This window comes from Actinomadura sediminis, from assembly GCF_042675525.1.
Classification (GTDB): domain Bacteria; phylum Actinomycetota; class Actinomycetes; order Streptosporangiales; family Streptosporangiaceae; genus Spirillospora; species Spirillospora sediminis.
This window is the reverse complement of record NZ_JBHTJA010000044.1, coordinates 1-13,748: the sequence shown is the minus strand read 5'-3', so window position 1 is coordinate 13,748 and position 13,748 is coordinate 1. Positions and strand designations below refer to the sequence as shown.

Here is a 13,748-nt window from a genome sequence, read left to right as displayed (position 1 = left end):
CATGCGCGCCCGCCGCGCCCGGCGCGGTCACGACGCGAGCCGGGCGGCGAGGCCGCGCGCCGCCCGGACGTACGCGGCCGCCCCCTTCCGCGCCGCCAGCGCCTCGATCTCCGGGATCGCGCCCCGGGCGCCGCACCACCGCGCCGTCCGGGCGCCGAGGGCGAACAGCCGGTCCAGGCCGTGGACGGGACGCTCCCCGGGGCCCGGGCACAGCATCGGCAACGCGACGGCGAGCACCGCCCACACGTCGGCGAACGCCCCCGCCTCAGCCGCTCGCTCCAGGCCGTCCGTCATGAGCGATGGACGGACCTCCCCCTCGAGGAGGAGGCGGGCGACGTGGCGCCCCACCGCGGCTGCGGGGAACTCGCCGCGCGCGCACACGTCGAGGATCAGGTCGTCCGACCGTGCACCGTGCTCGGCCGCGAGCCGGTGGGCGAGGAACTCGGCGACGTCCGCGGCGAACGGTCCGTTCGCGGGCGTCCGTGCGAGCAGCAGCGCCGGCCGCGAGGCGTCCCCCACCATGAGGGCGTGCCGGTGCAGGCCCGGCGCCAGATGGGCGGCGACGACCTCGGGATGGGACGGCAGCCGGGACGGCCACCAATGCACGAACCAGCCCCGATCGCTCGCATCGGGCGGCAAGGCGGCGAAGACCGCGTCGACGAGCGGCAGCCCGGTCGGCCCGTCCTCGACCGGGCCGGGACGCCGCGACCGAGGAGGCCGGACGCGGTCGTCCGCTTCGGACGGTCCGGCCCCGGTGAAAGGGAACGCCGTGTCGAGGTCGGCGTCGGCCGGCGGCCCTTCGAGTCCGTCGACAACGATCGAGATCTCGGTGCGGCCGTCCCGGTGCGGCGGCAGGGGGCCGGGCCGCACCAGCACACGCGGCACGGGCGGCGCCGCGAGCCAGCGGGCGGCGGTCCGGGCGGCGGGGGTCGCGATCCGCGCCGCGCGGCCGGCGGCGTCGGGATGCGGGCCGGGCGGCAACCGGAGGAGGGCCTGCTGGAGGTCGGCCGGGCCCGGATCGGCTCCGGCGCCCGCGCAGATCTCCAGGCGCCGGACGAGAACGGCCGGATCGAGGTGGCCGGTGGAGGCCGTGGGGGTCGCCAGCAGGAGCGGCGGCATGGTCCCGGCCTCGGCGGCGCCGACGATCTCGGCCGCCCGGTAGAGGTTGAGCATGTCCAAGGGACCGTCGAACGTCCCGGGCATCCGATCGCGCCAGCCGGTGGGGTCCGATGCGGGATCGGTCAGCAGCCGGGCGGCGGCGAACAGCCAGTCGGTCACGTGCTCCCAGGGCCAGTGCCGAGCGCCGTAGAAATGTTCGAGCCTCTCGAGGGAGGGCTTCATGGCCGCGCGGAGGCCGTCCGGGTCCGCGTGGGCGAGCCGGACGAACCCGTCCATGACCTGCTCCACCCGGCGCCAGCCGCCGTCGTGCGCGGAGATGCGGGCGGCGAGCTCGGCCGGAGTCGTTATCGGTTCGGGAAGCGGGTCGGTGTCGCCGGTGCGGGGGGCGGCCGGGCCGAGCGGCTCCGGGGCCGGATCGGCGCCGACGGGCTCGGACACGGCCGGGTCGCCGCCGAAGCGGGCCGTGACCCGGGTGCCGAGGTCGGGCGGGAGCAGGGGTGCGGCGTCGGCGAGCGGGGCGCCGTCCGTCCCGTCCGGGAGGGTGAGCGCGAGACGCACGGCCTTCTCCCGCACCGCGTACGACTCGTGCCCGAACGCCTGCGCGACGGCCCCCGCGCAGGCGTCCGCCAGGCCGGGACGGTGCCGGACGGTCTCGCGGAGCCACGCGAGTCCCGTCCGGACGAGCCCGGCCTCGGGGCGGAACAGCAGCCCGTCGAACGCCTCCGCCTGCAGGGGCGCGGGCAGGTCGGGGACCTCGCGGAGCAGTTCCAGGGCGAGGGTCGCCACCGGGCCGGGCGCGGACGGGAGCAGCCGCGCGTAGTCGCGGGCGCGTTCGGCGGTCTCGCCTCGCCGGGCGGACGGGTCGTCGTGCGTCAGCAGGTGATGCAGGCGGACGAAGAAGCGAAGTTCGAGCTCGGTGCCGCCGCGCAGGAAACGGCGGACGCAGCCGTCCAGCAGCGTGCCGCGGTCGAGGTCGCCGCGCGCGGCCATCGTGGCGAGTGTGCGGGGCCACGAACGGTCGTCGCGCAGGGCGCGGCCGACGCCTTCGGCCTCGAAGACGCGCGGCAGCAGGACGGGCAGCAGCGGGTCCTTCGGGCGCGGCGGGCCGGACCCGACCCAGCCGACGACGAGCGGGTCGTGGTCGGGCGGTTCGGCGCCGGTCTCCCGCAGGAGGGTGAGGACGAGGCCGAGGCCGACGTACCGGGGACCGCGGAGTCGGAGGGCGAGGCGTTGCGCGAGGTCGGCGCGCCACGCGTCGTCCCGCACGGCCCAGATGTCCAGCAGCCGGCCGTCGTCGTCCGGTTCGCCGGGCCACCGGTTGCGGAACTCGCGGCGGTTCAGCCAGGACGCGACGGCCGCGGGACCGCCGAGCGTCCCGGCGCCCGCCGCCCGGTACGCCCAGTGCGCGTCGCCGATGCCCGCCCAGGGGTCCCGGCGCGCCCACGCGGCCCGCAGGTGCCCGGGGAGGGCGGCCGCGACGGCGCGGCGGCCGTCCTCGTCGAGGTCGAGGACGGCGGCGGCGACCCCGTCGGCGTCCCGCGCGTCGATCAGGCCGGCGACGCGCGGCCACACGGCATCGGACGGGTGCGCAGCGCTCGTCATGCCGCGAACGCTAGGCGCACCCCCCGACAAAACGGAGGGAGCCTCCTCAGCTCAGCAGGTCGGCGAGGGTCTCCCGGCGGGACGGGTGCCGCAGCTTGTGCATCCCCTTCGACTCGATCTGCCGGATCCGCTCCCGGGTGACGCCGTAGACGCGGCCGACCTCCTCCAGCGTCTTGGGTTCGCCGCCGGCGAGGCCGAACCGCATCGAGATGACGCCCGCCTCCCGTTCGGTGAGCGTCTCCAGCACGGCGTCGAGCTTGCCGCGCAGCATCGAGGACGCGACGGCGTCGGCGGGGTCGCCGCCCTCGGGGTCCTCGATGACGTCGCCGAGTTCGCCGTCGCCGTCCTCACCGAGCGGGGTGTGCAGCGACAGCGGCTCGCGGGCCTGGCGGCGCAGCCACTCGACCTTCTCGACGGTGACGTCCAGCTCGACGGCGAGTTCCGCGGACGTCGGCTCGCGGCCGAGGTCCTGCGAGAGGCGCCGCCGGACGCGCGTCATCCGGTTCATCACCTCGACGACGTGCACGGGGATGCGGATGGTGCGGCTCTGGTCGGCCAGCGCCCGGCTGATCGCCTGCTTGATCCACCAGACGGCGTAGGTGGAGAACTTGAGCCCGCGCCGGTACTCGAACTTCTCGACGGCGCGGATCAGCCCCAGGTTGCCCTCCTGGACGAGGTCGTTCAGCGGCAGCCCGTGGCCCACGTACCGCTTGGCCAGCGACACGACGAGGCGGAGGTTCGCCTCCACCATGTGCTCCTTGGCGCGGCGGCCGTCCTCGGCGATCCAGGCGAGGTCCGCGCGGTCCTGCGGGTCGAGGGCGTCGCCGAGGGCCTCGAGGCGCTGCCGGGCGAACAGCCCCGCCTCGATGCGCTTGGCCAGGTCGACCTCCTGCTCGGCGGTGAGCAGCGGAGTGCGGCCGATGCGGGACAGGTAGTCCTTCATCGGGTCGACGAGGTCGCGGTGCGCCGCCGCGCCGCGGGGTGCGGCGGTGCGGGGCGCGGTGGAGCGGTGCGCGATGGTGGCGCGGGGCGCCGCACTGGGGGCGTGGCTGGCGTTCAGGGCGGTGTCCTTTGCTGGTCCGGCCGGGAGGGAACGGGTCACGCCGTTCGGGTACCCGCCTCCGCCTCCTCCCAACCCCGCGCGTTCGGTATCGCGGACCCGCGGGCGCGGGTGCGGCCCGGCCGGTTCCGGCCGCACCGCACCCGCGTCCTGCGGGCCCTTCGCGGTCAGCCGATGACCAGCAGCAGGTCTCCGGCCTGGACGGGCGCCGCCGCGGGAACGGCGAGGCGCGCGACGGTCCCGGCGACGGGCGCGGTGATCGCGGCCTCCATCTTCATGGCCTCGATCGTCGCGACGACGTCGCCCGCCGCGACCACGTCGCCCTTCGCGGCCCGCAGCGTCACCGAGCCGTCGAACGGCGCGGCGACATGCCCGGGCTCGTCGGGGTCCGCCCGCTCGACCGGCGGCGCGTCCGACACGACGGACTTGTCGCGCACCGACAGGGTGCGGAGCTGGCCGTTCACCGAGCAGATCACCTGCCGGACGCCCGCCTCGTCGATCTCCCCCACGGCTTCGAGGCCCGCGAGGACGCGCACACCCGGTTCGAGGTCGAACGCGACCTCGTGGCCGGTGCGCAGGCCGTACAGGAACGCCCCGGTCGGCAGCACGGACAGGTCGCCGTACGCGGCACGCGACTCCCGGTAGTCCTTGGCCGGGCCGGGGAAGAGGAGCCGGTCGAGCGTGTCGCGCACCTCCGTCCCCGTGAGCGCCTTCTCCTCGTCCCGACCGAGTTCCGCGCGCACGGGCGTGTACTGGCGTCCGGCCAGCGCCTTCGTCCGGAACGGCTCGGGCCACCCGCCCGGCGGGTCCCCCAGTTCGCCGTTGAGGAACCCGATGACGCTGTCGGGGACGTCGTAGCGGTCGGGGTTCTCGAAGAAGTCGTCCGGGTCGGCGCCCGCCGCCACCAGATGCAGGGCCAGGTCCCCGACGACCTTGCTGGACGGCGTCACCTTCACCAGGCGCCCGAGGATGCGGTCGGCGGCCTCGTAGCAGCGCTCGATCTCCTCGAACCGGTCGCCGAGGCCGAGCGCGACGGCCTGCTGCCGCAGGTTCGACAACTGCCCGCCCGGGATCTCGTGCCGGTACACGCGCCCGGTCGGCGCCGGCAGGCCCATCTCGAACGGCGCGTACAGCTTCCGGACGGCCTCCCAGTACGGCTCCATCACCGTGAGCGCGTCGAGGTCGATGCCGGTCGCCCGTCCGGTGAAGTCGGTCGCGGCGACGATCGCCTGCAGCGGCGGCTGGCTCGTCGTGCCCGACAGCGGCGCCGCCGCGCCGTCCACGGCGTCCACCCCGGCCTCGATCGCGGCGACGTACGTCCCGAGCTGCCCGCCCGCCGTGTCGTGCGTGTGCAGGTGGACGGGCAGGTCGAACCGCTCGCGCAGGGCCGCGACGAGCGTGCGCGCGGCGGGCGCCCGCAGCAGCCCCGCCATGTCCTTGACGCACAGGATGTGGACGCCCGCGTCCACGAGCTGCTCCGCGAGCCGCAGGTAGTAGTCGAGCGTGTAGAGGCGCTCGTCCGGCGACGACAGGTCCCCGGTGTAGCAGAGCGTGCCCTCCACGAGGGCGTGCGTCTGGAGCGCGGCGTCGATCGCGGGACGCATCCGCTCCACGTCGTTGAGCGCGTCGAACACCCGGAAGATGTCCACGCCCGTGCTCGCCGCCTCCTTGACGAACGCGCGCGCCACCGAATCGGGGTACGGCGTGTAGCCGACGGTGTTGCGGCCGCGCAGGAGCATCTGGATGCACAGGTTCGGCGCCGCCTCCCGGATCGCCGCCAGACGGTCCCACGGCGACTCGCCCAGGAACCGCAGCGCGACGTCGTAGGTGGCCCCGCCCCACGCCTCCACCGACAGCAGTTGCGGCGTCATGCGCGCGAGGTAAGGCGCGGCCTTCACCAGGTCGTACGTGCGCACCCGCGTCGCGAGGAGCGACTGGTGCGCGTCCCGGAACGTCGTGTCGGTGACGGCCAGCGCGTCCTGCGCCCGGAGCCGTTCGGCGAACGCGCGCGGCCCGAGCGCCAGCAGCCGGTCCCGGGAGCCCTGCGGGAACGGGCCGTCCATGTCCAGCGGCGGCAGCTTCGCCGCCGGGTCCAGGTCGGTGGGCTGCTCGCCGTGCGGCTTGTTCACCGTGACGTCCGCCAGGTACCGGACGAGCCGCGTCGCGCGGTCGCCGCTCGACCGGGCCGTCAGCAGCTCGGGGTGATCGGCGATGTAGGACGTCGTGACGCCGCCCGCGCGGAAGTCCGCTTCGTCCAGCAGCGCCTGCAGGAACGGGATGTTGCTCGCCACGCCCCGGATGCGGAACTCCGCGACCGCCCTGCGCGCGCGCCCGACCGCGTCGGCGAACGTCCGTCCCCTACAGGTCAGCTTCACCAGCAGGGAGTCGAAGTGGGGGCTCACGATGGCGCCGCCGTACGCGGTGCCCGTGTCGAGGCGGACGCCCGCGCCGCCCGGCGACCGGTACGCCGAGATCTTCCCGGTGTCGGGCCGGAACCCGTTCGCCGGGTCCTCCGTCGTGATGCGGCACTGCACCGCGAACCCCGACACGGTCACGTTCTCCTGCGAGATGCCCAGATCCGGCAGCGTCTCCCCGCCCGCGATCCGCAGCTGGCTCTGCACCAGATCGATCCCCGTGACCTCCTCGGTCACCGTGTGCTCGACCTGGATGCGCGGGTTCATCTCGATGAACACGTGCCGGCCCCGGTCGTCCACGAGGAACTCCACCGTGCCCGCGTTCTCGTAACCGATCTCGCGGGCGAACGCGACGGCGTCCCGGCACAGCCGCTCCGCGACCTCCGCGTCCAGCCGCGGCGCGGGCGCGATCTCCACGACCTTCTGGTGCCGCCGCTGCACCGAGCAGTCGCGCTCGCGCAGGTGCACCGTCCGTCCCGCACCGTCGGCGAGGATCTGCACCTCGATGTGCCGCGGCCGGTCGACGGCCTGCTCCAGGAACACCGTCGGGTCCCCGAACGCGCTCTGCGCCTCCCGCCGCGCCGTCTGGACGGCCGCCTCCAGGTCCTCCCGGTGATCGACCCGCCGCAGCCCGCGCCCGCCGCCGCCCGCCGCGGCCTTCACGAACAGCGGGAACCCGACCTCGTCCGCGGCCTCCAGCTCCCGCCCCTCCTCGGGCGTCGCCGACCGCAGCACCGGCAGCCCCGCCCGCCGCGCCGCCGCGACCGCCTCGATCTTGTTGCCCGCGAGGTTCAGCACCGCCGACGGCGGCCCGACGAACTTGATCCCGTTCCGCTCGCACGCCTCCGCCAGCTCCGGGCTCTCCGACAGGAACCCGTACCCGGGGTACACGGCGTCCGCACCGACCCTCAGCGCGGTCTCCACGATCCCGTCCACGTCCAGGTACGCCCGGACCGGATGCCCGCGCTCCCCGATCTCGTACGCCTCGTCCGCCTTCTGCCGGTGCAGCGACAACCGGTCCTCGTGCGCGTACACCGCGACACTGGCGATCCCGAGCTCATAGGCCGCGCGGAACGCGCGCACGGCGATCTCGCCCCGGTTCGCGACGAGCAACTTCGATATCACGTGTTCTCCCAGGGGTCGGCCGACCCGCCCGCCCGCACCCGACGGACGAACCGAATTTCCTGGTATCTACCCTCGTGAACGGAACAGACGGCCGATCGTTCCTGGCGAACAAGCCGATAGATGATCGATCGTAGAAAAACCACGAACCTTTCCCCCGATCACCGAACGCCCCTGACTCGTCCTGACCCTCCCGGTCGTCCCGAGCGGCTCGGCCGCTCGGTGCGCCGTCACCGGCCCGGCTTCGCTCGCCGCCTCGGCCCGCTCACCTGGTTCCCCTGGGACCGAAGGCCGCTCCCCGCCCATCGGCGAATCCCTCTCCGGCTTCCTCCATGCGGCCGACACGGCTGATCCGCTTCTATCCGGACGACCGAAAAGGGGTTCGCCCGCGCGCACCGTCATGACTCGGAGATCACCCGTCGGTAAAGTCTCTGCCGCTTTCCGATAGGGCGACAGGGGGTCGTGTGCTGATGGATCAGGGGACGTGGGCGCCCGGCGCGAAAGCGCTCGCGCCCGGCGATCCGGAGTCGATCGACGGTTACCGGATCCTCGGAAAGCTCGGGGAAGGCGGCATGGGCGCCGTCTACCTGGGGCTCGCCGGTTCCGGGCAGAAGGTCGCCATCAAGGTCGTCCGTCCGGAGTTCGCGGGGACAGAGTCCTTCCGCGCGCGATTCGCGAGCGAGGTGGCGAACGCCCGGCGCGTGGCATCGTTCTGTACGGCGCGGGTCCTCGAACACGGCGAGACGCACGGCATGCCCTATCTCGTCACCGAATACATCGAGGGCCCTTCGCTGGCCGATTACGTCAAGGCCCACGGCGCCGTCCCGGCCGGGCAGTTGCGCAGCATCGCCATCGGGGTCGCCACGGCGCTGACCGCGATCCACGCGGTCCGGCTCGTCCACCGCGATCTGAAGCCCGCGAACGTCCTGCTGTCGGCGACCGGCCCCCGGGTCATCGACTTCGGGATCGCCCGCGCGATCGACGCGGGCGAACGCCACACGCGGACGGGCAACGTCGTCGGAACCCCCGGCTGGGTGGCGCCCGAGCAACTGTTCGACGGCCAGGTCGGCACGGCGGTCGACATATTCACCTGGGGCACCCTGATCGCTTACGCCGCGACGGGACGGCACCCGTACGGCACCGGGAACCTCGCGACGCTCGCCGCCCGCGCCCGGGAGGCAGGACACGATCTGTCCGGCGTACCCGGGGAGCTGCTCCCGCTCGTCCGGGCGGCGCTGGCACCGACGCCCGCCGGGCGGCCCACCGCCGACGCGATCCTGCGGCACCTCGCCGGCGGCGAGGACGCGGAACGGGCGGCGACCGACATCATCGGCCGCGAATGGACGGCGCCGCGGGTCGCCGCGCCGAGCCCCGAGACGCGCGAAGACGTCCTCCCGGGGGCGCCCGCGCCCCGGCGGCGGCGCCGGGGCTGGCTCGGCCCCGCGATCACGGCCGCGGCGACGGCCGTCGTGGCGGGCGGGGCGGGCATCGCGGTACTCGCCGCCCAGGGCGACGGCGAGCACCCGGCGGAGGAGTCGTCCGCCGCGCCGTCCGCCGCGGCGACTCAGCGCCGGGCCGCCGTGTTCACCCGTATCTCCGACCCGTGCGGCACCATCCCCCCGGCCCTGGCCGCCGAACTGGTCCCGAACGGGCGGCCGGTGCCCACCGAGAACGTCGCGGAAGGGGTCTTCGGGGCGGGCGGCGTCGGAACGGGATGCGGCTGGACGTCCGGTGGGCAACCGGGCTCGGACGTGCAGAGAACACGCAACCTCGTCGTCGAGTTCGTCATCAGCCCGGAGGCGAACGGAGGCGCCGCGCGCACCGCCCGGGACTACGCGCTCGGACGGTCCACCGTGCAAGGCCGGGCGAACACCACGGTCGGGGACGGCTCGTACGGGCCGCTGACTTCGCTCGGCGGCGTCGGCGACGAGGCGTTCGCGGCGACCAGCCGGACCAGGGCGGAGGACGGTGCCGTGTTCACCGGCGCCGCGGCGGGGATCCGGCACCGGAACGTCCTCATCGAGATCCGGTACGGCGGCGCCGACTACACGGCCGACGGGAAGGCGCCCCTCGACGACTCGGGCGTCCCGCCGGAACGGATGCGCGAGGCGGCCGGGCGCGTCGCCGTCGCGGTCGTGAACGGCCTGAACGCCTGCCCGCAGTGCTACAACGAGTGACGGGAACCCGATGACCGGTACCGCCGAGCGTCCTCGATGGCTTCTGCACGCGGCGACGGGGGCGGGGGCGGCGCTCCTCGTGGCGGCCGCGCTCGCCGGTTTCGCGGGTCTCCGCGACCCGGACCCGGACTCGGGACGGCGGCCCGCCGCGTCCCCGACCGCCACCGTCTCCCCGACGTCCGCCGAGTCCACCGCGGTGTCCGGGCCGGGCCTGCTCACCGCGGTGCCCGACCCCTGCGCCCTCGTCCCGGCCGCGACGTTCGCCCAACTCGGCCTGCGGGCGGCGGCGGCCGAGTCCGGCCGGGACCGCCGTGCCTCCGACGGCGCCGACACCGCCTACTGCGAGGGGACGGGCGGGCGCGGCGGCGCGGGAGCGGAGGACGATCGCCGATCCCTGCGGGTGGCCGCCGTCCTCCACGGAACCCGGGAGGAGGCGAGCGACGCGATGGAGTTCGACCGCGGCGTCACCCGGAGCCTCGCGAACACCGCGACGAAGGGCTCCGCCGACGGCGCCGAAACGAGAACCGGTCCCTACCGGGAGATCGCGGGCATCGGCGGCGAGGCATTCGCGCAGCGCACCGACGAACCGGGCTGGTCGTCCACGACGGTATGGGCGAGACACGAGAACGTCACTCTGAAGATCGTCTACGGGGCGGCCGTCCCGGACCCGACGCCGGCGGCCGAGGCGGTCGCCGGGCGGGCCGTCGCCGCGCTCGCCGGGTGAGACGCCCCCGTCCGCACCCGGACGGGGTCAGCGGTTGCGGTTGCGGAGGAGGACGGAGGCCACGCCGGCGACGGTGGCGAGGAGGGTGCCGGCGAGTGCGCCGCCGACGAAGCCGCCCGCGAAGCCGCCGCCCGGGTCGCCGAGGAGGAACCAGGCGGCCGCCGCGGCGGCGGCGAGCAGGACGTAGACGGCGACGAAGGCGTAGAAGCGGCGGCTCCAGAACAGGTGCCGGGCCGGGGCGTCGGGGGCGGCGGGGAGTTCGGCGCCGGGGCCGAAGGTGGCGGCCTTCGGGCGCTTGAAGTACTCGAAGTGGACCCAGCTCCCGCACGGCTCCCAGCCGTCCGGGGCGAGGCGGGCGGCGAGGGCGGCGCGGCGGCCGGGGAGGACGGTCTCGCGGCGGTACTCCCAGCGCTGCGGGCGGTCGGGGTCGCGGCGGCTGACGAACCGGCCGGCGCCGTCGACGCGCTCGACCTCCCAGCCCTCGTCGCCGAAGCGGTTCAGCATGCGCCGGTCCTGGAAGGCGTCGGCCGTCCAGCGCCAGGTCTCGTCGGACGGCCCGGGCTCCGCGGCGGCCTCGGCCGGGTGCAGGACGGCGGCGAACTCGGCGGCGGGGCCGAACTCGTCCTCGGGGTCGGTTCCGGAGTCGGCGACGTGAGCGGCGAGGTCGTGGACGGTGGCGGCGGCCTCGTCGTCGGGGACGCCGGCGGCGCGGAGGCGGGCGGCCAGCTCGTCGAAGTAGGCGGTCATCGGGTGCCCCTGGCGAGGACGTCGCGGACCGACTCGTCGAACGCGAGCCACAGCCGCGACTGCTCGGCGAGCGTCGCGCGTCCCTCGTCGGTCAGGTGGTAGTAGCGGCGGCCGGGGCCGCGGTCGGCGACGCGGAACTCGGCGGAGACGAGCCCGGCCTCCTCCAGGCGGTTCAGCACCGGGTAGAGGGTGCCGCCCTTGATCTGCCCGAGCCCGGCCTCGGCGAGCCGCTTGGCGATCTCGTAGCCGTAGCTCTCGCCGTGCGTGAGGCTGGCGAGCACGAGCAGGTCGAGCACGCCCTTGAGCCAGCTCGCGCGGCGGTCTGCGGCCATGGGGTTCATCTTCGTCGCGATCCAGGTAGTCATGCAACCTAGCTCGCGGCGGCGGCGGTGCGGCGGGAGGCGATGGAGGGCAGGACGACCAGGGCCATGACGTCGATGAAGACGTGCACGGTGATCGGGAGGGCGAGGCTGCCGGTCGTCAGGTACAGGTACGTGAGGGAGTAGCCCGCGACCGCGGTCAGGAGCATGCCGCGCAGCCCCTGGTAGGCGTGGCCGAGGACGAACAGGGCGAGGGCCAGGGCGGCGGCCGCCTTGGGGTCGAGGCCGAGGACGCCGACGCCGAGGGCGATGAGCAGGCCGCGGTAGACGATCTCCTCGCCGACGCCGGCCGTCACCGCCATGGCGAGCGCCCAGCCGCGCTCGGCGGCGGTGCGGGGGTGCATGGCGGCCAGGGCCGGCTGCGCGGGGGCGCCGCCGCGGAAGCGGGTCGCCGCGGCGATGAGCGTCACCGCGAGGGCCGCCCCGGCGATCATCCCGAGGGTCGTGGAGGGGTCGGCGGGGAGGCGAAGGCCCAGGTCGGACGGGACGACGCCGGGCGAGACGGCGAGGACGGCCAGGGCCGCCGCGGTGGACGCCCACGCGCAGGCGATCCAGACGCGGAACATGCGGGTGAGGGCCTTCGGGTCGGTGTCGCGCCGCCGCGTCATGCGCTCGTGGGTGCGTTTCCCGACCAGGCCCTCGGCGAGCACGTACCCGAGGAGCGGGACGGACAGGGCGAGGCCCAGGGTCGAGAAGTCCGGCGAGATCTGCATGACGCCTCCGTTCGGATCGACTGAACGATCTAAACCGTACGGCAACCTAGTTAGGAATACAATCTATGTAGGCGCACGTGATCCGTGGCGGCGGGGCGGCAGATTGGAGGGGGACTCCGGAATACCCCCGAAGTTCTTGCAGTTAGAAGTAATGTCGCAACGCCCGTAAAGCGGGTATCAGCCCATAAAACAGACATCAGGAGGTCTTCCGTGCTCAGCAGCATCCCCAGGCACCGGCCCAGCGCCGAACGCCGGCCGGTCAAGTCCACGTCCCTGCGCGCCCTCGCGGTCGCCGCCCGCCTCGAACGACACCACGCCCCGGAGGGCCCACCGGGCGGCGAGCCCGGCCGGGCGGAGGCCCGCCCCGCGCGGCGGACGCCCGACCCGGCCTGACCCGGCATCCGGCGGCCCCCGCGGGAATCCGCGGGGGCCTCGCCGTGTCCGCCCGGGGCCGTGCACCGCGGGGACCCGATCGTCCGCTTCCGGGGCGGCGTACCATCATCTGCTCGTAGTCTTTCCGACATGACCGGAACGACGGGGGAGCGAGTGGCGTGACGGACAGGACGATGCCGGACGCCCATCCGCTGCGATCGGGGGATCCGCGGCGGGTGGGCGGGTACGAGGTCCTCGGCCGGCTGGGCGAGGGCGGGCAGGGCGCCGTCTTCCTGGGACGTCCGGAGGGCGCGACCGCCGCCGCCGACCACGTCGCCATCAAGCTCCTGCACGGTGGCCTCACAGGGGACGACTCGGCGCGCGCGCGGTTCATCCGTGAACTCGAGGTCGCGAAACGGGTCGCCCGATTCTGTACAGCGCAGGTTCTGGACGCGGACGTCCTGGGCGACCAGCCGTACATCATCAGCGAGTACGTCCCGGGTCTGTCGCTGCACCGGGTGGTGCAAGAGGAGGGGCCGCGCCGGGGCGGCGCCCTGGAGCGGCTCGCCATCAGCACGCTGACCGCGCTCACCGCGATCCACCAGGCCGGGATCGTGCACCGCGACTTCAAGCCGCACAACGTGATGATGGGACCGGACGGTCCCCGCGTCATCGACTTCGGGGTGGCGCGCGCGCTCAGCACGGCCGGTGAGACACAGAACGTCGGGACGCCCGCCTACATGGCGCCGGAGAACTTCACCGGCGCACAGATCGGCCCGGCCGTGGACATGTTCGCGTGGGGCACCACGATGGTGTTCGCCGCGACCGGACGTCCCGCGTTCGGCAACGACGAGCTGGCCACGGTCATGCACCGGATCCTGACCGGCGAACCGGATCTCGGCGACCTGCCGAGCCCGCTCCGCGAGCTGGTCGTGGCGTGCCTCGACAAGGACCCGGCGCGGCGGCCCAGCGCCCGGACGGCGCAGGAGCGCCTCGTCGGCGCGGCCAGCGGGGCGGCGCCGGACGCGGCGCCCCCGCCGCTCCCGGCCTTCCCCGGCCCGCAGGCGTCCGGGCCGCAGGCCGCGGGACCGTACTCGACGAACCCGCTCCCCGCGGGCCCCGCTCCGGCGGGCGCGCAGCCGTCCGGCCCGTACCCCGCCGGCCCGCAGGGCCGTCCGGCCGACCGGGCCACCGACCCGAGGCACGCCGGGACGGCGCCGCAGCCGGACCCGTTCGGCGGCATGACGCCGCAGCCGGGCGCCGCGTACCCGGGCCCGCACGTCCCGCACGTCCCGCACGGCGCGGACGGGCGGCAAGT

The 13,748-nt window shown here is 74.9% G+C and carries 9 protein-coding genes and 1 pseudogene; 4 read left to right on the top strand and 6 right to left on the bottom strand.

The window, feature by feature from the left end; translation table 11 throughout:
* Nucleotides 1–27: 27 nt before the first annotated feature.
* The 3 genes and pseudogenes from ACFQ11_RS21075 to ACFQ11_RS21065 all read right to left on the bottom strand — a co-directional run bounded on the left by ACFQ11_RS21075 (nucleotide 28) and on the right by ACFQ11_RS21065 (nucleotide 7,320).
* Nucleotides 28–2,721: a hypothetical protein gene (locus ACFQ11_RS21075; RefSeq protein WP_378301154.1), complete on the bottom strand. Its 2,694-nt coding sequence runs from the start codon at nucleotides 2,719–2,721 to the stop codon at nucleotides 28–30.
* Nucleotides 2,722–2,767: 46 nt separating this feature from the next.
* A pseudogene (locus ACFQ11_RS21070) lies at nucleotides 2,768–3,799 on the bottom strand (RNA polymerase sigma factor); the annotation flags it as partial.
* Between the two features lie 149 nt (nucleotides 3,800–3,948).
* Entirely contained in the window at nucleotides 3,949–7,320 is a 3,372-nt protein-coding gene (locus tag ACFQ11_RS21065; protein ID WP_378301152.1) for a pyruvate carboxylase, read from the bottom strand.
* 467 nt (nucleotides 7,321–7,787) lie between these two features.
* Here ACFQ11_RS21065 and ACFQ11_RS21060 point away from each other — a divergent pair, with 467 nt between their 5' ends.
* A complete protein-coding gene (locus tag ACFQ11_RS21060; RefSeq protein WP_378301232.1) occupies nucleotides 7,788–9,494 on the top strand; it encodes a serine/threonine-protein kinase in 1,707 nt (568 codons plus the stop codon).
* Between the two features lie 10 nt (nucleotides 9,495–9,504).
* Nucleotides 9,505–10,218: a hypothetical protein gene (locus ACFQ11_RS21055; protein WP_378301149.1), complete on the top strand. Its 714-nt coding sequence runs from the start codon at nucleotides 9,505–9,507 to the stop codon at nucleotides 10,216–10,218.
* A gap of 27 nt (nucleotides 10,219–10,245) precedes the next feature.
* On the opposite strand, the gene ACFQ11_RS21050 is transcribed toward ACFQ11_RS21055, so the two are convergent.
* The 3 genes from ACFQ11_RS21050 to ACFQ11_RS21040 are packed head-to-tail and all read right to left on the bottom strand — an operon-like array spanning nucleotide 10,246 to nucleotide 12,058.
* Entirely contained in the window at nucleotides 10,246–10,965 is a 720-nt protein-coding gene (locus tag ACFQ11_RS21050) for a hypothetical protein (RefSeq protein ID WP_378301147.1), read from the bottom strand.
* Nucleotides 10,962–11,297: a PadR family transcriptional regulator gene (locus tag ACFQ11_RS21045; protein ID WP_378301230.1), complete on the bottom strand. Its 336-nt coding sequence runs from the start codon at nucleotides 11,295–11,297 to the stop codon at nucleotides 10,962–10,964. The genes ACFQ11_RS21050 and ACFQ11_RS21045 overlap by 4 nt, the downstream gene beginning before the upstream one ends.
* 38 nt (nucleotides 11,298–11,335) lie before the next feature.
* On the bottom strand, nucleotides 11,336–12,058 hold the full coding sequence (locus ACFQ11_RS21040; protein ID WP_378301145.1) for a CPBP family intramembrane glutamic endopeptidase: 723 nt from the start codon (nucleotides 12,056–12,058) through the stop codon (nucleotides 11,336–11,338).
* 210 nt (nucleotides 12,059–12,268) lie between these two features.
* Here ACFQ11_RS21040 and ACFQ11_RS21035 point away from each other — a divergent pair, with 210 nt between their 5' ends.
* On the top strand, nucleotides 12,269–12,451 hold the full coding sequence (locus tag ACFQ11_RS21035; RefSeq protein ID WP_378301143.1) for a hypothetical protein: 183 nt from the start codon (nucleotides 12,269–12,271) through the stop codon (nucleotides 12,449–12,451).
* A gap of 158 nt (nucleotides 12,452–12,609) precedes the next feature.
* Nucleotides 12,610–13,748, top strand: a 1,139-nt coding sequence (locus ACFQ11_RS21030) for a serine/threonine-protein kinase (RefSeq protein WP_378301141.1), incomplete at its 3' end; no start/stop codon positions are given.

Excerpts from the sequence above, each read along its gene's own strand:
- ACFQ11_RS21040 (WP_378301145.1), bottom strand. The coding sequence starts at position 12,058 with ATGCAGATCTCGCCGGACTTCTCGACCCTGGGCCTCGCCCTGTCCGTC.
- ACFQ11_RS21050 (WP_378301147.1), bottom strand. The coding sequence starts at position 10,965 with ATGACCGCCTACTTCGACGAGCTGGCCGCCCGCCTCCGCGCCGCCGGC.
- ACFQ11_RS21045 (WP_378301230.1), bottom strand. The coding sequence starts at position 11,297 with ATGGCCGCAGACCGCCGCGCGAGCTGGCTCAAGGGCGTGCTCGACCTG.
- ACFQ11_RS21060 (WP_378301232.1), top strand. The coding sequence starts at position 7,788 with ATGGATCAGGGGACGTGGGCGCCCGGCGCGAAAGCGCTCGCGCCCGGC.
- ACFQ11_RS21055 (WP_378301149.1), top strand. The coding sequence starts at position 9,505 with ATGACCGGTACCGCCGAGCGTCCTCGATGGCTTCTGCACGCGGCGACG.
- ACFQ11_RS21075 (WP_378301154.1), bottom strand. The coding sequence starts at position 2,721 with ATGACGAGCGCTGCGCACCCGTCCGATGCCGTGTGGCCGCGCGTCGCC.